General features: G+C 39.4%; 18 protein-coding genes. 16 read left to right on the forward strand and 2 right to left on the reverse strand.

Going from position 1 to position 21,581, the window contains the following annotated elements:
- Positions 1-84 precede the first annotated feature (84 nt).
- Positions 85-489 carry a hypothetical protein gene (locus KYH19_RS21490; RefSeq protein ID WP_219076681.1) on the reverse strand — a complete coding sequence of 135 codons (405 nt, stop codon included), beginning with the start codon at positions 487-489 and terminating at the stop codon, positions 85-87.
- Between the two features lie 852 nt (positions 490-1,341).
- On the opposite strand from KYH19_RS21490, the gene KYH19_RS21495 reads away from it, so the two are divergent.
- From KYH19_RS21495 to KYH19_RS21510, 4 genes are all read left to right on the forward strand, one after another.
- Complete coding sequence (locus tag KYH19_RS21495; protein WP_219076683.1) at positions 1,342-1,899, forward strand: RNA polymerase sigma factor; 558 nt, start codon at positions 1,342-1,344, stop codon at positions 1,897-1,899.
- On the forward strand, positions 1,892-2,419 hold the full coding sequence (locus KYH19_RS21500; RefSeq protein WP_255562488.1) for a hypothetical protein: 528 nt from the start codon (positions 1,892-1,894) through the stop codon (positions 2,417-2,419). Before KYH19_RS21495 ends, KYH19_RS21500 begins: the two co-directional genes overlap by 8 nt.
- Before the next feature lie 148 nt (positions 2,420-2,567).
- Positions 2,568-3,854, forward strand: coding sequence for a hypothetical protein (locus KYH19_RS21505; RefSeq protein ID WP_255562489.1), 1,287 nt, complete (start codon positions 2,568-2,570; stop codon positions 3,852-3,854).
- Positions 3,855-3,921: 67 nt separating this feature from the next.
- On the forward strand, positions 3,922-4,464 hold the full coding sequence (locus tag KYH19_RS21510) for a TlpA disulfide reductase family protein (RefSeq protein WP_219076685.1): 543 nt from the start codon (positions 3,922-3,924) through the stop codon (positions 4,462-4,464).
- Between the two features lie 27 nt (positions 4,465-4,491).
- Here KYH19_RS21510 and KYH19_RS21515 read toward each other — a convergent pair whose 3' ends face one another.
- Positions 4,492-5,382, reverse strand: coding sequence for a bestrophin family protein (locus KYH19_RS21515; RefSeq protein ID WP_132395531.1), 891 nt, complete (start codon positions 5,380-5,382; stop codon positions 4,492-4,494).
- A gap of 151 nt (positions 5,383-5,533) precedes the next feature.
- On the opposite strand from KYH19_RS21515, the gene KYH19_RS21520 reads away from it, so the two are divergent.
- The 12 genes from KYH19_RS21520 to KYH19_RS21575 all read left to right on the forward strand — a co-directional run bounded on the left by KYH19_RS21520 (position 5,534) and on the right by KYH19_RS21575 (position 21,488).
- A complete protein-coding gene (locus KYH19_RS21520) occupies positions 5,534-7,057 on the forward strand; it encodes an MFS transporter (RefSeq protein WP_219076687.1) in 1,524 nt (507 codons plus the stop codon).
- Positions 7,058-7,068: 11 nt separating this feature from the next.
- Positions 7,069-7,320 (forward strand): DUF6814 family protein, encoded by a 252-nt coding sequence (locus tag KYH19_RS21525; protein ID WP_219076689.1) that lies wholly within the window; start codon positions 7,069-7,071, stop codon positions 7,318-7,320.
- Positions 7,321-7,523: 203 nt separating this feature from the next.
- Complete coding sequence (locus KYH19_RS21530; protein WP_219076691.1) at positions 7,524-8,480, forward strand: pectinesterase family protein; 957 nt, start codon at positions 7,524-7,526, stop codon at positions 8,478-8,480.
- A 159-nt stretch (positions 8,481-8,639) separates the two neighbouring features.
- A complete protein-coding gene (locus tag KYH19_RS21535; protein WP_219076693.1) occupies positions 8,640-10,310 on the forward strand; it encodes a glycoside hydrolase family 28 protein in 1,671 nt (556 codons plus the stop codon).
- A gap of 7 nt (positions 10,311-10,317) precedes the next feature.
- Positions 10,318-12,249 (forward strand): glycoside hydrolase family 88 protein, encoded by a 1,932-nt coding sequence (locus KYH19_RS21540; RefSeq protein WP_219076695.1) that lies wholly within the window; start codon positions 10,318-10,320, stop codon positions 12,247-12,249.
- Positions 12,250-12,426: 177 nt separating this feature from the next.
- A complete protein-coding gene (gene pelA, locus KYH19_RS21545; protein ID WP_219076697.1) occupies positions 12,427-13,440 on the forward strand; it encodes a pectate lyase in 1,014 nt (337 codons plus the stop codon).
- Positions 13,441-13,536: 96 nt separating this feature from the next.
- Entirely contained in the window at positions 13,537-15,048 is a 1,512-nt protein-coding gene (locus tag KYH19_RS21550) for a tagaturonate reductase (protein ID WP_219076699.1), read from the forward strand.
- A gap of 1 nt (position 15,049) precedes the next feature.
- Complete coding sequence (locus KYH19_RS21555; RefSeq protein ID WP_219076701.1) at positions 15,050-16,696, forward strand: UxaA family hydrolase; 1,647 nt, start codon at positions 15,050-15,052, stop codon at positions 16,694-16,696.
- Between the two features lie 175 nt (positions 16,697-16,871).
- Positions 16,872-18,272: a glucuronate isomerase gene (gene uxaC / locus KYH19_RS21560; protein ID WP_219076702.1), complete on the forward strand. Its 1,401-nt coding sequence runs from the start codon at positions 16,872-16,874 to the stop codon at positions 18,270-18,272.
- Between the two features lie 114 nt (positions 18,273-18,386).
- Positions 18,387-19,442 (forward strand): sugar kinase, encoded by a 1,056-nt coding sequence (locus KYH19_RS21565; protein WP_219076704.1) that lies wholly within the window; start codon positions 18,387-18,389, stop codon positions 19,440-19,442.
- A complete protein-coding gene (locus KYH19_RS21570) occupies positions 19,435-20,097 on the forward strand; it encodes a bifunctional 4-hydroxy-2-oxoglutarate aldolase/2-dehydro-3-deoxy-phosphogluconate aldolase (RefSeq protein WP_207908382.1) in 663 nt (220 codons plus the stop codon). The genes KYH19_RS21565 and KYH19_RS21570 overlap by 8 nt, the downstream gene beginning before the upstream one ends.
- A gap of 20 nt (positions 20,098-20,117) precedes the next feature.
- The gene (locus tag KYH19_RS21575) at positions 20,118-21,488 is read left to right on the forward strand and encodes an MFS transporter (protein ID WP_219076706.1); all 1,371 of its coding nucleotides are present in this window, start codon (positions 20,118-20,120) and stop codon (positions 21,486-21,488) included.
- Positions 21,489-21,581 lie beyond the last annotated feature (93 nt).

Raw genomic sequence — 21,581 nt, forward strand, 5'->3', positions numbered from 1 at the left:
ACTTTGAATGTTAGTCTGCCTGCCGAAATGTTGCATTTTCAGGATAACAATTCTATATTTATGGGTGCTCGCTATTTATTTTTTTTAATATTTCTCCTCCAGCACAATTTCAAGAGCGATTACCTTCCATTCGCCTTTAATGTTTTTCCAGTGGTATATTTCCTCTGTTTGGATGGTCTGCTTTTTAGAAAAAACAAGCATTTTAGGTTTTAAAAGAACCGATTTACGGGCAATTTTTTCGGTAAAAACATCATCTTCCATAGATGATTTTATCCGGTAATAACTGGTGTGGATTTCTTTAATTCCGCTAAAATATTTTTTTAAATCGATGGTAAAATCGTGTTTGTTTAAAGTTGGTTTTTCAAATGGCGTGAAGCTTAAGCCATCATCAAACATGGCTGTATAAGCAGTCGCATCTTTATTTTCTAAAGCCTGATCCGCTTTTTGGTGTATCTCGTTAATTGCTGAAAGGATTAAATCGGTTTCCATGGCATGAAGTTAATGGTTTGTATCAGGGTTTTCAAATTTATGATGATCCGGCAGCAGATTTTCCACAAATGTTAGAATGTGAAACTGCTTGTTTTGTATTGAGTATAATTATTTTTAGGTTTTGGAAATGAAAGGGCGACATTTCATAGGTGCTGTAGCCCCGCCATTCGCTTTACTCCGTTGCATTACGTGTTCGCTGTTGCCGGGTTTATTTAACAAAGGTTAATTTTCAGAGCACCAAACTTTGTATCTAAACCCGATTGCCGGGAAGAGCTTCCGATCCTTCATCGGAACTCGTACCAGAAAGCAGGGCTGAAATTGCCAAGGGCACAGCACACTCATTTCCCGTTAATATAAAATGTTTTCTTTTAGGAAATGAAAGGGCAGTATTTCATAGGTGCTGTAGCCCCGCCATTCGCTTTATTCCGATGAAAAATCGGTATGCTCGCTCCTGTCGGGTTTAGTTAACCGCGGTTTGCTTCAGGACACCAAACTTTGTTAAATAAACCTGATTGTCGGGAAGAGCTTCCGATCCTTCATCGGAACTCGTACCAGAAAGCAGGGCTGAAATTGCCAAGGGCACAGCACACTCATTTCCCGTTAATATAAAATGTTTTTCTTTAAGGAAATGAAAGGGCAGTATTTCATAGGTGCTATAGCCCCGCCATTCGCTTTACTTCGTTACACTACGTGCTTGCTCCTGTCGGGTTTAGTTAACAAAAGCTTGTTCTAGAACCAAAAAGCACCTATATGTATTAGGCTTAAAGTTGTATTAACATATTTAAACTTTTTTTCTACCTTGATGCAACGTTTTAAAATCCCTCATGTCTTATAATCAGAATATTCGAAATTTTGGAAGCCGTATACATCGATAAAAATCTGGAACTCGTAAAAAAATGCATGCAGGGCAGCCGCGCAGCACAGTTTGAATTGTATAAACTGTATGCAAAAGCCATGTATAATGTGGCACTGCGCATTTTAAATTACGAGGAAGAGGCAGAAGATGTTTTACAGGAAGCATTTTTAGATGCGTTTACCAGAATTGTTGATTTTAGGCAGGAAACAACCTTCGGGCTTTGGTTAAAGCAGATCGTGATCAACAAATCCATCAATTACCTGCGTAAGCGCAAGATGGAATTTGTAAGTACAGACGAAATATCGGAAGTACCTGATGAAGATAGTTTTGATGACAGTGAAGTGCAGTTGCAGGCCGAGGAAATAAGAATAGCCATCACCCAATTGCCAGATGGTTACAGGGTTGTATTGAGTTTATACCTTTTAGAAGGTTATGACCATGAAGAGATTGCACACATTTTAAAAATAAGTGAAAACACCAGCCGTACACAGTACATGCGGGCTAAAAAGAAGTTAAAAAGTATTTTAGAAACGAAAGGGATGAGAGATGAATAATAGATTAGAAACTTTTGTAAAAGAAAACCGTAAAGCTTTCGATATCATGGAGCCATCGGCAGAACTTTGGGCAAAGATTGAACAAGGTTTAGACAATAAGAAGAAAAAAAAACCGGTAAAACTGTATTTATGGATGAGTGCAGCGGCAGCTATCGTAGTGGTTTTTGGTTTAGCTTGGTTGTACGTAGGGAAATCACAAAACAAAGATTTAGAAATAGCCGACGTTAGTAGCTCATATGCCAAAAAAGACGTTCATTTTGCTGGCTTAATTACCGAAAAAAGAGACAGTCTGGCTATTTTTGCCTCAGCAAATCCGGAACTTTATAAAAAATTTACCGCTGATTTGAGAAAGCTTGACGAAGATTACGAAAGGTTAAAAGCAGAGCTGCCAACCTCGCCCAATCAAACTTTTGTGGTAAAGGCTATGGTAAAAAACCGTGAAATACAATTGCAATTATTAAAACAACAATTATTGATTATTAACCAGGTTGACGATTACAAAAGAGTTAACCAGATTTAAGCAGCAAAAGTGAAATTATAGTAATAACAGAATCCGTCTTGATACCCGATTTACACAACTTGATACTAAAAGGGGAACGCTCACTACATCGAAAGCTTACAACCAGCCGGCAGGTTGTAAGCGCATAGGTGTTTAAACAATTAACAACATGAAAACAATAAGAATATTTTTAGCCATTATGGCTTTAATTGCCGTAAAAACAAATGCACAAGAAGGGATGATAAATAGCCCTTCAGAGAAAGTAGTTGTAGAAAATTTAGAAAAATCATCGATGGTAGCGATTGTTAATACTTCAAGGTATAAACAAACGGGGGGAGATGCCGAACGTTCAAAATCTTTTAGCAAGAGTTTTAATGTAGACAATAACGATAAGATTAATTTAAACAATCAATACGGATCGATCACTATTAAAACCTGGGACAAAAAAGAAGTACGTGTTGATGTAGATATTAAAGCTTACAGCAGTTCGGATAATGATGCGCAAAAACTGATTGATGGGATAAGTATTGATGCGACTAAAAACGGTGACGTAGTTACTTTCAGAACGAATATGGGTGATAGAAACGGACGTTATGGCCGTGGGATGAAAAATGGAGTAACCACCTGGCGGAGGGAAGTAAAAGTAAACTATGTGGTGTATATGCCTGCAGTAAATCCATTAACGGTTTCACAAGAATATGGTAATGTAGAATTGGGTAATTTTGCCGGCCCTACATCTTTAAAAGTAGAATATGGAAACCTGGTGGCTGGCAATTTAAGCAACGTAAATAACTACATCAATGTTCAATATGGTAAATGCGATATCCAGGACCTGAATGCTGCAGTGGTAAAACATGAATATAATGGCCCGGTAACCATTGGCGCTGTAGGTACGTTACAACTTAACGCAGAGTATGTTGCTGTAAACATCAATACCATCAGAAGATCTGCAGATATTAAAGTGGAATATGGTAAAGGCTTAACCATCGGTACCATTGGTGGTAACTTGCTTTTGAATGCCGAATATGCCAAGGTGAATATCAATACGGTTAAAGGCAATACGGTGGTTAAACAAGCTTATGGCGATTTAAATATTGCATCGGCCGGTAAAATTGCAGTTAATGCAGAATATTCGAACGTGACTTTAGGCACACTTAATGGTGATGCAAATATCAACATGGATTACAACCGTTTAAACGTGAGCGAGATCACCCCTGCCTGTAAAAACTTCACCTTCGGAGGCGAATATGTAAGTGTTGGATTGGGCTTTGCAGATCGTTATAATGGAAATTTTAATGTCTCTACCTCCTATGCCGGCTTTAAATATGGTTCAAACGTAACATCAAACTTGGTAAGTAAAGATGATGAAACTAAAAAATATACTGGCAAGATCGGTAGCGGTGGTGCTGCAAACGTATCCATCAAAACTGAATATGGTTCCGTTACCTTTAAATAAGATTTTTTAAACCAAACAAATGTTAAAGTCCTGCCGTATTGGTGGGACTTTTTTATATTTAGCCTTGATGAAGATTTACCTTTTTATCTTGCTCTCTGCTATTTCTTTTACTGCACTGGCACAAGAAGTGCCAGTTAAATGGGCTACGCAAGAAACTTTCTTCGAAGATTTAACGGGTAAAGACTTACCCTCATTTAATGGTTTAACCGTCAATAAAAAGCCGCTCTCCAATGCCGATTTAAAAAACCAGGTAGTGGTCATTAACTTTTGGTTCGAAACATGCCCGCCTTGCATAGCTGAAATGCCCGAATTAAATAATTTGGTGTCCAAATATGGCAAAAAGGGTGTAAGGTTTATCGGCATTACCCATGATGGTCCTGCCAGTGCCAGGCGATTTCAAAAACGTAACGGCTACAGATACGAAATTGTATCGCTGAGCAAATACGAGATTAGAAAACTAAACATTAACCATGGTTTTCCGTCGAATGTATTGGTTGGAAAGGATGGAAAGATTATTTATGCCACAGCCAATATTTCCTTTTCTGACCCACAGTTCAAAGCAAAGTCGATGCTTTTTGAGGAGAAATTAAAAACTGAATTAAACAATTAGTCGGAGTTATGGAAGCTCCCAAATCGCTTAAAGCACATATTCGTTATTTATAGGTTTAACAGGCTCAGGGATCTCGTCTTCTTCGAGCATTTGCAAAAGATTGATCTCTATTGTTCTGGTAATTTGGTTAAGCGGAACACCTGCCGAATTGTTTTCGAAAGGATTAACCAGGCTCATTCCGTTAATCTGCGTAGATACGAATACAAAACCGATTAACCAACCTAAAAATATGGCGGCAGGCCCTGCATCCTGACTGATTACGAGGGTAAATGTTACCACAAATAACCAGATAAATACTTTGGTAAGGTAGGAATAAGTAGTCGGGAATATGGTGTTTTTAATGCGTTCGCTCATGCCCATAGAATCGGAAAATCGTGTAAGCATCTCATTGATCTCGATAAAACGGAAACCATCAATAGCATTTGCTTTCGATAATTTTTGCAAATCTCTCGATTGAATATTTAAAATGGCATTGTGTGTATTGTTGTGCTTACCAATTTCTTTTAAATCCGCCTCAGTTAAATATTTGGTGTAAATTTCATCTACCGTTCCCCTTAAATTGGCCTTTAATGCATATAAGAATGCAATGTGCCTGCAAACCATCCTTTTTACACTTTCATCATCTTCATCGACATAGTTAATCAAAGCCCTGGCAAAGGAGCGGGAATCATTTACCAATGCTCCCCATATTTTACGGGCCTCCCACCACCTATCGTAGGCCTGATTATTGTTAAATCCAATGAAAAAAGCGATAGCTGTACCTAAAACCGTTGGAATAATGGATGGAATGGAGAAATGATGGGCAATTAAATACTCGCGTACAAAGTAAGCTGCAGTACAAGAGGCAACCATGATCAGATCAATCTGCCATGTATTTCTTAAAATTCTACTTAATCTGATGTTTTGTATTAAAAGCATATAATCTTATGGAAAATAAATTCGTTACGGATGAAAATACAAAACTAAAGCCGAAATGTTTGGTAATGTAACAAATTAAATGACAAACGGCACAGGTTGCCGATTGTCATTCAAATGTTTATCTTGGGAAACCAAATATTCTAAATCACTTATGAGCGACACTTTACCCAGGAACAATATCTTTAAAGTTATCGGTGCATCATCTTTAGGTACACTGATTGAATGGTATGATTTTTATATTTTTGGTAGCCTTGCGGTTATCATTGGCCATCAGCTGTTTCCGGAAGATGCTGGTGCATCAGCACTAATTAACACCTTGGCTATTTTTGCAGCAGGTTTTATTGTCCGCCCATTTGGCGCATTGGTTTTTGGCAGGCTAGGCGATTTAATCGGCCGGAAATATACTTTTTTGCTCACTTTGGTGCTGATGGGCGGCTCGACATTTTTTATCGGTTTAATTCCCTCTTATAAAAGTATTGGTTATGCTGCGCCCATTTTGGTTTTAATATTAAGGTTAATCCAGGGTTTGGCTTTGGGTGGCGAATATGGTGGCGCGGCAACTTATGTAGCAGAACATGCGCCGAAAAATAAACGTGGTTTTTTTACCAGCTGGATCCAAACTACTGCAACATTGGGGTTGTTTCTTTCGTTAGGAATTATTGTCATCACGAAAAATATTTTAGGCGCAGAAACTTTTGCCGATTGGGGTTGGAGAATTCCTTTTCTGTTATCGATTGTACTGGTAGTGGTTTCGATTTACATCCGCATGAAAATGCACGAATCGCCGATGTTTTCAAAACTAAAAGCCGAAGGAAATATCTCAAAAAATCCACTTAAAGAAAGCTTTAACAATAAAGCGAATTTTAAAATGGTACTCCTGGCATTATTTGGCGCTACCATGGGGCAGGGTGTGATCTGGTACACGGGTCAGTTTTATGCACAATCGTTTCTAGAGAATACCTGTAAGCTGGATTTTAACGATTCGAGGTATATTTTGCTTTGGGGAATCGCTTTTGCCACGCCATTTTTTGTGGTATTTGGTGCCTGGAGTGATAAGGTTGGCCGGAAATGGATCATGTTAAGTGGTATGCTTTTAGGCATTCTTTTTTATCGCCCCATCTATCAAATGTTTTTAGATGATACCGATTATACAAAAATTGAACAGACTGATGTTTTATCTGCTAGGCCGGCTCCGGTAACTGCTGTTTTAATTGCGAACTCAACTGATAGCTTACGAACCGTTTCTACTAAAGTAATGCTCAGAAATGGCGCTTCCTTTAACAGGGTGCAAACCGATACGATTTCTACAACCAAAGGGATTCTTTTAGGCAAAGAAGTAATAAAAGACAAAGTTTTACCAACGCCAGTATTCTGGAAATTCGTTGGCTTAATCTTCTTTCAGATTTTGCTCGTAACCATGGTTTATGGACCAATTGCGGCTTTTCTGGTAGAGTTATTCCCAACTAAAATCAGGTATACCTCTATGTCGCTACCTTATCATATCGGTAACGGCGTTTTTGGTGGGCTAGTACCTTTTATTGCAACGCTAATTGCAAGCTTTTCTGGTGCTACACCATTATCAGGCCTTTGGTATCCAATAGGTATAGCGGCATTGAGTCTGGTTATTGGCACTATTTATTTATCGAATAAAAGAGACGAAAATATTAACGACTAAATGCAAAAAAGATGAATACGTTAAAGAAGTTTTTAGGTTTGGTCTGGATGGTTTTAGGGCCATTAACAATGACTTTTTTGTTTATCCAGGCAATTGATAAAGTGGGCTTGACCCATACAAATATCGAGCGTACCAATACTATCCTGCAATGGGCAATTATCCTGTTTATTTTCCTCCCAATTAGTTTGGGGTTGATGATATTTGGCTTTTATGCATGGAAAGGTGAGTACGATCGCCTGCCAGAAAGTTCCGGGGAATTATAGTTTTTTATCTTGATCGAAAGTATTAGACAAGCTGATACCATGCAATCGTTCCCGACATCGTTTGCAACGTTTAATCTCAGAAAAACTTCTTTCTGATGGATATTAATGTTTAAAATTGTTCATCATATATTTTAAAACACGGCTGCGTTACAAAGTTTATACTTTTACGTGGCCGATTTTAATTTAAGCCTGACCAAATTAATATGAAAGCAATCATCCTATTCTTACTGACAATCATTTCATCAGCGGTTTATGCTTTAGATGTTAAACCTGATTTTGTGGTGGCTGCTGATGGAAGTGGAAACTTTAAAACCGTACAGGAAGCGATCCACGCTGTGCCGGATTTCAGGAATAAAACAACCATAATTTTCATTAAAAAAGGTATTTATAAAGAAAAACTGGTATTGGCGGCCTCTAAAAAGAATGTAAAGTTTATTGGGGAGAACTTAAACGAAACTATTTTAACCTATGATGATTATGCACAGAAGAAAAATATTTTTAGCGAAGAAAAAGGTACTTCCGGCTCTTCCAGCTTTTACATTTATGGTGAAGGCTTTTCTGCTGAGAACATCACTTTCGAAAATTCTTCAGGCCCGGTGGGGCAGGCGGTGGCCGTTTGGGCCGGTGGCGATAAACTGATTTTCACCAACTGCCGGTTTTTGGGTTTCCAGGATACACTTTATACGTATGGGGGCAATAATCGCCAGTATTATAAAAATTGTTACATCGAAGGTACGGTCGATTTTATTTTCGGTGCTTCGACAGCCTGGTTTGAAAGTTGCACCATTTTCTGCAAAAAGGCGGGTTATATTACAGCCGCTTCAACTGCTGATACCACAAAATATGGTTACGTACTCAACAAATGTAAAATCAAGGGAGATGCCCCTGCCAATAGTTTTTACCTGGGCCGCCCCTGGAGGCCTTATGCTAAAGTTGTTTACCTCAATTGCGAACTGCCTGATTTTATCCATCCCGATGGCTGGAACAATTGGGGAAAGGAAAGTAATGAGAAAACGGCTTATTATGCAGAATATAAAAGCAAGGGGAAAGGCGCCGATCCGGAAAATAGGGTAAAATGGTCGCGCCAATTAACAGAGATAGAATACAAGACCTATATTTTGGAAAACGTTTTCCGTGGATGGAATCCAGAGGTGAAATAAGAGGTGTAACATGTTGTTATACAGGTTTTAAATTCGTTTTTGAAGGCTATTTTTTGCCTCGTTTTCCGGTAACGATTGCATAGATTTCTCTTCTGTTTTAAGTGCAAACAACGTACACTTGTTATTACGATAACCAAGTATAATTTAACAGCGCAAATAATGAAACATATTTCTGGTCGTTTATGCCATATAAAAGTAGCTCTCGCATGCTTAATTTTATCTTCTGCAACTGCTATGGCTCAACAAAAGCAAAGCTTACCCATTATTCAGCAGGTTAAATTTAAAAAAGATACCATGAGCATTGTTAGTTTTGGGGCAAAAGGAGATGGCATTACCTTAAATACCGAAAACATTAATAAAACCATTGCCAGCGTTAGCCAGAAAGGTGGAGGTGTGGTATTAATTCCCTCAGGTTTGTGGTTAACTGGTCCTATCGAGTTAAAAAGTAATGTTAACCTGCATTTAAAGCGCGATGCCATTCTTCAGTTTACGGCCGATTTTAACCAGTATAAACTTGTTCAGGGAAATTGGGAAGGTCAGCCTGCATGGCGAAACCAGAGCCCGATTTCGGGTGTAAACCTCGAAAATATTGCTATTACCGGAAGTGGGATCATCGATGGCAACGGCGGTGCCTGGCGCATGGTTAAAAAAGATAAACTTACCGAAACACAGTGGAAAAACCTCGTTGCATCCGGAGGTATAGTTAAAGCAGATGGGAAAATGTGGTACCCGTCTGAAAAAACACTTAAAGGTTCCAATACTAAAAATCCAGGAGTAATTGAAGCGGGCAAAACAGCAGCAGATTATGAAGATATCAAAGATTTTCTCCGTCCGAATTTATTGGTTTTAACGGGTTGTAAAAAAATTCTTTTAGAAGGTGTTACCTTTCAGAATTCGCCAGCTTGGAATTTACATCCTTTGCTTTGCGAGGATTTAACCTTAAGAAATTTACAGGTAAAAAATCCCTGGTTTGCACAGAACGGCGATGGAGTTGATGTTGAATCGTGTAAAAACGTATTAATTGAGGGCAGCACTTTTGATGTGGGAGATGATGGGATCTGTATCAAATCTGGTCGCGATGAAGCTGGCCGTAAACGTGGTGTACCAACTGAAAATGTAATTGTAAGAAATAATATCGTTTACCATGCCCATGGCGGTTTTGTAATCGGAAGCGAAATGAGCGGTGGTGCAAAAAACATCTGGGTGTACGACTGTTCTTTTATCGGTACCGATATCGGCCTGCGTTTTAAAACCACCCGTGGCCGTGGTGGTGTGGTAGAAAATATTTACATCAATAACATCAACATGATCGATATTCCTGGCGAAGCCATTTTGTTCGATATGTATTATGCTGCGGTTGATCCGGTTCCTTTGGCTGGCGAAAAACGTGAAGTCATTAAAACGGTTACTGTTCCTGTTACTGAGGCTACTCCCCAGTTTAAGAACTTTTACATTAAAGATGTAGTAGCTAATGGTGCTGAGAAAGCAATATTTTTCAGGGGATTACCAGAAATGAACATCAAAGATATTCATTTGGAAAACGTAACTATAAAAGCTAAGAAGGGTATCGAAATTATTGAGGCAACAGGAATTTTCCTGAAAAACGTAAATGTAATTACTGATAATACCAGTCCGGTGGTGATGATTCAGAACGGTTCGAATATCAACATCAGCAAGCTCAGCTATCCAATGAACAGCAAAGTTTTATTTGATGTTTCAGGCGAAAAATCAAAAGGGGTAAAAATTAGCGGAACTGATGTTTCTAAAGCGAAAACAGCTTCCGTTTTGGGCACTGAGGTAGATAAAAAAGCACTGGAAATTTCAAAATAACAGCATCATGAAGCAATTAATCTTATATACAGCAGCTGCACTTATTGGTTTTTCTATTTTAACACAAAGTGGATTTGCCCAAAAGAAACTGTCGGAACAGTTAACCTTAACTGCAATGGAACAACTTTGGCAGGATACTACTGTTTTAAAAGGGCCAAAGGGGCCGAGATGGTCGTACGATATGGGTGTTGTGCTTGAAGGTTCGGCAGCAGTTTGGCGCAATACCGGCGATGGAAAATATTTCAAATACATCCAAAGTTCGATGGATGCTTATCTGGATAAAGAAGGAAATATCACCACTTACAAGCCCGATGACTTTAACATCGACAACATCAAAAACGGTCGTTCATTATTGTTGCTCTATAAAGTTACCGGACAGCAGAAATACCTGTTAGCAGCAACCAAATTATACGATCAGCTGCAAAAACAGCCACGTACCAAAGAAGGTGGTTTTTGGCATAAGAAAATATATCCAAACCAAATGTGGCTGGATGGTTTATACATGGGTGAGCCATTCTACGCTGAATATGCCAAGCTGATGAAAAAAGATGCTGCTTTTGATGACATCGCCAAACAGTTTATCCTCATGGAAAAAAACGCCCGCGATGCAAAAACGGGCTTGCTTTACCATGGCTATGATGAAAGCAGGACCGAACAATGGGCGGATAAAACAACCGGACGATCACCAAATTTTTGGGCCAGAGCAATGGGCTGGTACATCATGGCTTTGGTAGATGTGTTGGATAATTTTCCGGCCGATCATCCGCAAAGGAAAGAATTACTGGCCATTTTAAACCGTACGGCAACAGTGGTGGTAAAATACCAGGATCCGAAATCGGGTGTTTGGTTTGATATTTTGGACATGCCTGCCCGTAAAGGGAATTACCTGGAAAGTTCGGCATCGAGCATGTTTGTATACGGCTTAGCCAAAGGTGTACGCAAGGGCTGGCTGGCACCATCGTTTATGGCAGCGGCAAATAAAGGTTATGCAGGTTTAAAGAAAGAATTTATAGAAAAAGCAGGCGATGAAAGGGTAAACCTCACTAAAACCGTTTCCGTATCTGGTTTGGGCGGAAAACCTAAATACCGCGATGGTAGCTTCGATTATTACATCAGTGAAAAAGTAATCACCAACGATCCTAAAGGAATGGGTGCATTTGTGTGTGCCGCTGCCGAAATGGAAGTCGATCAGCTGCCAAAGCATGGGAAAGGTTTAACGGTTACGGTTGATAATTTCTTCAACAACGAATACATGAACGGTCCAACCGGAGATAAAATCCCTTTCCATTACCTTTGGGAAGAAGATGATAACAATGGTTTCTCTTTATTCGGAAAAGTATTTAACGATGCTGGTGTTAAAACCAGGACGCTTAAAACTGCACCAACAACTTCAAATTTAAAAGGAACTAACATTTACATTATTGTAGATCCTGATACCGAAAAAGAAACAGCAAACCCGAATTTCATGAATGCTGCCCATGCGAAACAGATCAGTGATTGGGTAAAAGCAGGTGGCGTTTTGGTCCTGCTATTAAACGATGTGGGTAACTGCGAAATTTCGAAATTTAATGTGTTGCCTGAAACCTTTGGGATTCATTTTAATGAAGATAGCCGCAATAAAGTTCAGGGCGCAAATTTTGAACAGGGTGCAATAAAAATCCCGGCAGGGAATGCTATTTTCAAGACAGCCAAAAAAGTGTACATCAAAGAAATTTCTACCATTGTGGCGAAAAGTCCGGCTTTTTCTGCTTTAACGGATAAAGGAGATGTGATTGTTGCTACTGTAAAATATGGTAAAGGAACAGTTTTCGCTGTGGGCGATCCCTGGTTTTATAATGAATATATCGACGGTAGAAAATTACCTGCTGAATTTGAAAATTTTAAGGCTACGAATGATTTGGTGAACTGGCTGATTAAACAGGTGCCCGGGAAGAAGTAGGATTTAACCACAGATGAAAAGGATGAACACAGATGAATAATGGTTCGTGAAGACACGAACCATGGCGAATAAAAAAGAAAAGTCCTCCGTGTTAATCCGTGCCTCCGTGGCAAATACTAACCATGGCGTAAAAGAAAATTAGTAGCCTGTAAGGACACAGGTCACGGAACAAAGAAAATGATGAAAATAAAAATATGGTTCACCCTAATCTGCAGCACTTTATTACTATCGTGTTATGCCCAGCAGCCTACCGATTCTATGGCAGATAAAATGCTTGTTTATCAATTAGGCAATGGTGGCTGGCCAAAGCAATTGGATGATAAAAGTGTGGTTAACTACGGTGCAGCTTTAACCCCTGAGTTATTGGCCAAAATAAAAGCCACTAAAGATTTACATGCTACTTTCGATAATAAAGCCACCAGCAGAGAAGTGGTTTACCTGGTAAAAGCCTATAAAAAAACACAGAATAAGGCTTATTTAGCGGCAGCTGAAAAAGGATTGGATTATATTTTATCTGCTCAGTATGCCAATGGTGGCTGGCCACAATATTATCCTGATAAAGCTTCGTACCGTTCAGAAATTACTTACAACGATGATGCGATGATCAATGTACTGAACATTTTACAGGATATTGCTACGCAAACGAACGATTTCGAAGTGGTAAATCCAGCTTATATTAAAAAGGCAGAAAAAGCAGTTACAAAAGGAATAGACTGTATTTTAAAAACACAGGTAAAACAGAATGGAACATTAAGCATTTGGGCTGCGCAATACGATAAAGATTCGATGTTGCCTGCAAAAGCCAGGGCATTTGAGCCGGCCTCGTTAAGCACAAGTGAATCGGTGGGTATTGTGCGTTTCCTCATGAGGCTTAAAAACCCATCACCAGAAGTGAAAAATGCAATTTCAGCAGCAGTGAAATGGTTTGATACTTATAAAATAGTTGGCTATCGTTTCGATCGGAACAAAAATATTTCAGCTTTAGTTGCTGATCATACTGCCAACACCTGGGCGCGTTTTTACGACCTTGATAAAAATACCCCAATTTTCGGCGACCGCGACAATACCATTAAAACAAAATTGGAAGAGTTAAGCCGAGAAAGGCGCAACGGTTATTCCTGGTACGGCAACTGGGGGCAAAAATTAATTGAAAAAGAATACCCGAAGTGGTTAATCACAAATGGGAAATAAATAAAAAAATAAAATCGTCATTGCGAGGCACGAAGCAATCCTACTACTATGGGTGAGAACTACTTCATTACTTGCAATAACTGAAACCGCAAGAATATGATTTTAAACAAAGAAAATTTAAAAAACATTAAGGGCGACAAGGTTACAAAACCTACTGCCGAAATTTTAGCCTTGCCCGAAAAAGTAATCCAGTTTGGAACGGGTGTTTTACTACGCGGTCTGCCAGATTACTTTATCGATAAAGCCAATCAAAAAGGCATTTTTAACGGTAGGGTTTTGGTAGTTAAATCTACTTCAAGAGGTGGTGCTGACGCATTTTCGAAACAGGATAATTTATACACGCTTTGTGTAAAAGGCATTGAAGATGGTGTTAATGTTGAAGAAAACTCAATCAACGCTTCAATCAGCCGGGTTTTGTCGGCTTCACAAGATTGGGCCGAAATTTTGAAAGCCGCCCATCAGCCAGAAATGCAGGTCGTAATTTCGAATACTACTGAAGTTGGGATCGTTAAAAGTGAAGATAAAATCACCGATAATCCGCCACAATCTTACCCTGGCAAATTATTAGCTTTTCTGCATGAAAGATATAAAGCCTTTAATGGTTCAGCAGAAAGCGGAATGGTGATCGTGCCTACGGAACTCATCAGCGATAACGCCGATAAATTGAAAGAAATTGTACTGGATCTTGCCATCCAGAATAAATTGGGCTGGGATTTCGAAAACTGGTTAAAAACCGCCAATCACTTCTGTAAAACTTTAGTCGATCGTATTGTGCCAGGAAAACTTCCGGAGGCTGAACAAAAAGCGATCGAAAACGAATTGGGTTACGAAGACGAACTCATGATCATGGCCGAACCTTTCAGGCTTTGGGCAATCGAATCATCAAGCGAAAAAGTAAAAGAGGTGTTATCCTTCTCAAAAGCAGATAAAGGCATTTTCATTGTTCCTTCCATCGATAAATTTAAAGAACTAAAACTCCGTTTACTTAATGGCACACATACGATTAGCTGCGGTTTGGCCATTTTAGCCGGCTTTAGTACAGTAAAAGAGGCGATGGCCGATAAAGATTTCGCCAGCAACGTATTAAAATTGATGAAGGAGGAAATTGCTCCTGTTGTGGTAAATGAAGACATTACTTATGATGAAGCCCTGGCTTTTGCCGAAAGTGTGGTCGACCGTTTCAGTAATCCTTTTTTAGAGCACCAGTGGCAGGCCATTACCTTAAACTTCACTTCAAAAATGCAGATGCGCAACATGCCGCTCATCAGAAGGTATTATGCCTTAAAAAATGAAGTACCACAACTTACCGCCTTGGGGGTTGCCGCTTATATTCTTTTTATGAATGTGAACAAAGATGGGGATATTTATACGGCCAGCGCTAACGGAAAAACCTTCCCGATACAGGATGAATTTGCGGAAGTGTTATATGAATACTGGAAACATCCTGAAACCGTTGTAGATAATACCCTTGGCGACAGACGCCTTTGGGATAAAAACCTGAACAATTATCCCGGCTTTAACGCAGCCGTAAAATCATACGTTGAATTATTACAAAATAAGGGTGCAAAAGAAACTTTAAGTAACTTGCATTCAGAAAGAACAATTTAAAATGGTTACTAGAATTTTAAAAATCCATCCTAACGATAACGTTCTTGTTGCCCTGCAAAATCTTGCAAAAGGCGAAACCGTTATCCACGATGGACAGGAATATATTTTACAGGATGATATCCAGGCCAAGCATAAATTTTTTATGCAGGATATGAATGCCGGCGATCACATTATCATGTATGGCGTATTGGTAGGAAAGGCACAACATTTCATCCTCAAAGGTGGGTTAATGGATACCGAAAATACCAAACATGCTTCCGATCCTTACGAATTTCGTACATACCATTACGAGTGGCATGCACCCGATGTTTCCAAATTTGAAGGCAGAACCTTTAATGGTTATATCCGTAGCGATGGCCGTGTTGGAACTGCCAATTACTGGTTGTTTATCCCTACTGTTTTCTGCGAAAACCGCAATTTAGATGTCATCCGTGAGGCTTTGCACAACGAATTGGGTTATGCCGTAACCGATAAATATAAATCGTATGCCCACCAGTTGGTAGAGGCCTATAAAAACGGCGAGATTTTAGAAGAGGCCGATCCAAATTCTATCGGATTGGCCAATCCATCGGCTAACCGTGTTTTTAAAAATGTTGATGGCATTAAGTTTTTAAACCATCAGGGTGGATGTGGTGGCACCCGTCAGGATGCCGCTGTGTTGAGCAAGCTTTTGGCTGCTTATGCCGATCATCCCAATGTGGCTGGTGTAACCGTGTTGAGCCTGGGCTGCCAGAATTTACAGGTGAAAGATTTTATGGACGATTTAAAACAGCGCAGTCCGAATTTCGATAAACCGCTATTTATTTTTGAGCAGCAGCAATCGCAGAGCGAAGAACAATTGGTTAAAGAAGCCATCCGTAAAACTTTTATCGGTTTAACCGAAATCAATAAAATAGAACGTCAGCCTGCGCCGTTAAGTAAACTGGTTTTGGGTGTAAAATGTGGCGGTAGCGATGGTTTTAGTGGTATTAGTGCCAACCCTGCGGTAGGTTATACTTCCGATTTATTGGTGGCTTTGGGCGGAACGGTGCTTTTGGCCGAATTCCCTGAGCTTTGCGGTGCCGAACAACAACTGATCGACCGAACAAAAGACGAAACCGCTGCCCGCAAATTTATCCAGTTAATGACGGCTTACAACCAGGCTGCAGAAAATGTAGGTTCTGGATTTTTTATGAATCCATCGCCTGGCAATATCAAAGATGGTTTAATTACCGATGCGATTAAAAGTACCGGAGCAGCTAAAAAAGGCGGAACCTCACCAGTAGAAGATGTGTTGGATTATACCGAACCGGCCACTAAACCAGGGTTAAATTTGGTTTGTACGCCTGGAAATGATGTAGAGGCCACCACTGGTAAAGCAGCATCGGGTGCAACTTTAATTTTGTTTACCACAGGTTTAGGCACGCCAACGGGAAACCCGGTTTGCCCGACCATTAAGGTGTCAACCAATAATGCATTGACAAAACGCATGGGTGATATCATCGATATCAACTGTGGTCCGGTAATCGAAGGAGAAAAAACCATCGAACAAATGGGAGAAGATATCCTGGAATATTGCATTAAAGCGGCCAGTGGCGAAGTAATCCCAAAAGCAGTATTGCTTAACCAGGATGATTTTATTCCATGGAAAAGGGGAGTTAGTTTGTAGTCCAGAGTCTTCGCTACAGGCCTGTATGAAGCCTTAAAATATTTCAAATCGCCACCAATAGATAAATATAAATTCAATTCCGATCTGTGAGGACACAGACCGGGGCTAAATAAAAAATTAATAGATATTCGTTCTGATCAGTTAAACGATTGTCTAATGTCTCAAATCATATAGTATGAAATCTTTTTTAGACGAAAATTTTCTTTTGCAAAGCAAAACAGCAGAAAAGCTTTACCACAATTTTGCAAAATCATTGCCGATTATCGATTACCATAATCACCTTATTCCGGAGCAGATCGCCAATAATACCCAGTTTGCCAATATCAGTCAGGTTTGGCTTGCCGGCGACCACTACAAATGGAGGGCCATGCGTGCCAATGGTGTAGATGAAAAATACATTACTGGTATTGGGTCAGACTATGAGAAATTTGAGAAATGGGCTGAAACTGTTCCTTATACTTTGCGTAATCCGTTATACCACTGGACACACTTAGAACTTCAACGTTATTTCGGTGTAACCGATTTACTTTCGGGCAAAACGGCACAGAAAATTTATGATGAATGTTCTGCAAAACTGCAAACGCCAGAGTATTCTGTACGTGGTTTGCTGTCCAAAATGAATGTCGAAGCTGTTTGTACAACCGATGATCCGTTGGATAGCTTAAACTTTCACCAGCAGTTGGCAAGAGAAGGTGCAAATTTGAAAATGTTACCTGCTTTCCGCCCGGATAAGGCAATGAATAGTGATGATATTGAGGGATTAAATGAATATATTAACAAGTTAGAAAGCGTTGCCGATAAAACCATCAGCAGTTTTCAGGATTATATTGATGCCTTAAAAAGCCGTCACGATTACTTTGCAGATAATGGCTGTTCGGTTTCTGATCATGGTTTAGAGCAGATTTATGCCGAGGATTATACTGAAGCCGAAATTTTATCCATTTTTGATAAAATTCGCGCTAAACAAGATATTTCTTACGAGGAAAACCTGAAATTTAAATCAGCCATGCTGGTTTATTTTGCAGAATGGGATCACGAGAAAGGTTGGGTGCAGCAATATCACCTCGGTGCTTTGCGTAACAACAATGCCCGGATGTTAAGACAATTAGGTCCGGATACCGGTTGGGATTCAATCGGCGATTTTAGCCAGGCCCGTATGCTTTCTAAATTCCTGAACCGTTTGGATAATCAGGATAAACTGGCCAAAACCATAATTTATAACCTTAACCCTGCCGATAACGAATTAATTGCCACCATGATTGGTAATTTTAACGATGGTTCGGTTGCGGGTAAAGTTCAGTTTGGTTCGGCCTGGTGGTTTTTAGACCAGAAAGACGGTATGATCAAACAGTTAAACGCACTATCCAACATGGGACTTTTAAGCCGTCTGGTAGGTATGCTTACCGATTCGCGCAGTTTCCTTTCTTTTCCACGCCACGAATACTTCAGAAGGATTGTTTGTAACCTCTTTGGAGAAGATATTGAGAACGGCGAATTGCCTAACGATTTGGAATGGGTGGGCAAGATTGTTCAGGATATTTCGTACTTTAACGCAAAAAATTACTTTAAATTTTAACCCAAAATCAGGCTTAGGAGGGCATTTCATTGGAATCAAATCATTTCAATCGTTTTCCTTCCATTTTCATGCGGTCGCAGAAAACAGCATGAAATATGCCAATAAAATATAAAAATGAGCACCCAAATATTCGCTTCATCAGAAAAAGGAAAAAAAGTTTTAAGCTTTGGTGAAATACTTTTGCGCATCTGCCCTGATATGGATGGTGCCTGGTTAAAAGAAAATAAACTTCCGTTTTATGTGGGTGGTGCAGAGCTTAATGTAGCCACTGCACTTGCCCTTTGGAATGTTCCTTCGGCCTACCTTTCGGCTGTACCCGATAATTCGGTCACCCGCGAAATTGTAGATTATCTTGATGCCCGTAATATTGATACCACACCAATGGTTTACTATGGTGAACGTTTAGGTTTATATTATCTTCCGAAGGGGAAAGACCTTAAAAATGCCGGTGTAATTTACGATCGTGCAAATTCTGCTTATGCTAATTTAAAGGTTGGCCAGATCAACTGGGATGAAGTTTTTGAAAGCGTAAACTGGTTCCATTTCAGTGCGATATGCCCTGCAATCAACCAATCTATTGCTGATGTTTGTCTGGAAGCTTTAAAAGTGGCAAGTGCAAAAAATATTACCATTTCACTTGATTTAAACTATCGCGCCAAACTTTGGAAATACGGTAAAGATCCCATTGATGTTTTACCAGAACTGGCCCAATATTGTACCTTGATTATGGGCAATGTATGGGCGGCCAATAAAATGTTGGGTACTGCGATTCACGAAGATTTAACACAAACTGAGGGTTATGCAAAAGAAACGTTACTGCAACAGGCAACAGATACTTCTAAAGAAATATTAAGTTTGTTTCCTGCATGTAAAGCGGTGGCCAATACCTTCAGGTTTGATCATGGCAAAGGTATCAGGTATTATACTGCCATTTATACCGATGGTGAACTCACGGTTTCTGAAGAATATGTTTCTGACGAAATTTTAGATAAAGTGGGTAGTGGAGACTGTTTTATGGCAGGTTTGATTTACGGTTTTTACAACCAGTTACCGGTCAAAGAAACCTTAAACTTTGCCACCGCAGCAGCATACGATAAATTATACATTCCAAGTGATGCTACAATCAGTACCGTAGCGGATATAGAAAAAAGAATAATACGCAATGATTAGCAACAAGCACAAAATTTTAGATGCCATTTTAGAGCAAGGCATGTTACCGCTTTTTTATCAGGATAGCGAGGCAGGTAGCATTGAAATATTACGCACGCTATATAAAGCGGGTGTACGTGTTTTCGAATATACTAACCGCGGTAAATCAGCCCTGTCGAACTTTAAAAAACTAAAGGAAGTACGCGATGCTGAAATGCCAGATCTTTATCTGGGTATCGGAACCATTAAAACCCCTGCTGATGCAAATGCATTTATTGAAGCTGGAACAGATTTTATTGTGGCACCGATCGTAAATCCGGCTGTTGCAGAAATTGCCAACAAAATCGGGATGCTGTGGATTCCGGGCTGTATGACGCCGACTGAAATCAGCGTAGCCCAAGAACACAAAGCCATGTTGATCAAAATTTTTCCTGCCAATATTTTAGGTCCTGAGTTTATTTCATCAATTAAAGATCTTTTCGCCGGACAGCTGTTTATGCCTACCGGTGGAGTAGAAATTAATGCTGATAACTTGAAAACCTGGTTTAAATCTGGCGTTTGTGCGGTTGGTATGGGCAGTAAATTAATCAGTAAAGACGTGATGAGTAAAGGGCTTTACGAAGAGTTATTCGACAATACCAAATTAGCGCTCGATCTAATTCAGCAGAGCAAATAAAATTTAACAAACCTAACCAAATGAACCAAACGAAAATAGGCAAATACAGATGGACGATATGCGCACTTCTGTTTTTCGCTACTACAGTAAATTATTTAGATAGACAAGTTTTAAGTTTGCTATCAAGCAAACTCGAGGCGGAGTTTAACTGGACAAATTCAGATTACGCAAACATAACAGCAGCTTTTCAATTCGTTTATGCTATATCAATGCTTTTTGCTGGACGAATAATAGATAAATTGGGAACAAAATGGGGATATGCCATTGCAATTATTGTTTGGTCGCTAGGCGCCATTCTACATGCAAAAGCTATTCCTGTAGGAGAGGCCGTTTCATCTATTTTTGCATTGGTTGGAATCACAAGTATATCGGTATCTGTACTAGGCTTCATTGTTTCCAGGGCTGTTTTGGGTTTTGGAGAATCTGGAAATTTTCCGGCAGCAATTAAAGCAACAGCAGAATATTTTCCTAAAAAGGAACGTTCCTTTGCAACAGGAATCTTTAATTCAGGAGCAAACGTTGGTGCAATTCTAGCTCCTGCTACTGTGCCATACATCGCTGAAGCTTGGGGTTGGGAAACTGCATTTTTAATTATAGGAGCAGCAGGCTTTTTCTGGCTAATATTTTGGTTTATTTTTTATGATAAACCTGAAGAACAAAAGCGTTTATCTAAAGCTGAATTGGAGTATATTCTATTAGATACAGATCAAAAAGTTATTGTTCCATCAGAATCTGAAACTGAAGCAAAGAAGGTTTCATGGTTTAAATTATTAGGATATAAACAAACATGGGCTTTCACGTTTGGAAAGTTCATGACTGATGGTGTTTGGTGGTTCTTTTTGTTCTGGCTTCCTTCATATTTAAAGGCCCAGTATGGAATGGAAGGAACATCAATATCGTTCCCACTTTTTGTGCTTTACAGTATGACAATGATTGGTAGCATTGGAGGCGGATGGTTTCCTGCTTATTTCCTTAAAAAAGGATACAATGTTTATGAAGGTAGAATGAGAGCAATGTTCGTAATCGCATTATTTCCTTTAGTTGTCTTACTTGCCCAACCTTTGGGGCACTATACCTTTTGGATTCCTGTATTGTTAATTGGAATTGGAGCTTCTGCACACCAAGCCTGGTCTGCAAATATTTTTACAACAGTATCAGATATGTTTCCCAAAAAAGCAGTTGGATCAATTATTGGAATTGGTGGTATGGCAGGAGGAATCGGTGGCGTAATAGTTTCTAAGGTTGGCGGTGCCCTGTTCGATCATTACAAAGGATTAGGACATATCCAGACTGGTTACACCATTATGTTTGCATTTTGTGCTATTGCTTATATTATTGCTTGGGTAGTAATGAAGACATTGGTGCCAAAAATGAAAATGATAGAATTATAAATATTTAGAGCCAATTACTTTGGCTCTTTTTACAACAATAAATCTATACTTAAACTATAGATTTAACATTAATTTAACCCTAACAACAAATAA

This window comes from Pedobacter sp. D749 (assembly GCF_019317285.1).
GTDB lineage: Bacteria > Bacteroidota > Bacteroidia > Sphingobacteriales > Sphingobacteriaceae > Pedobacter.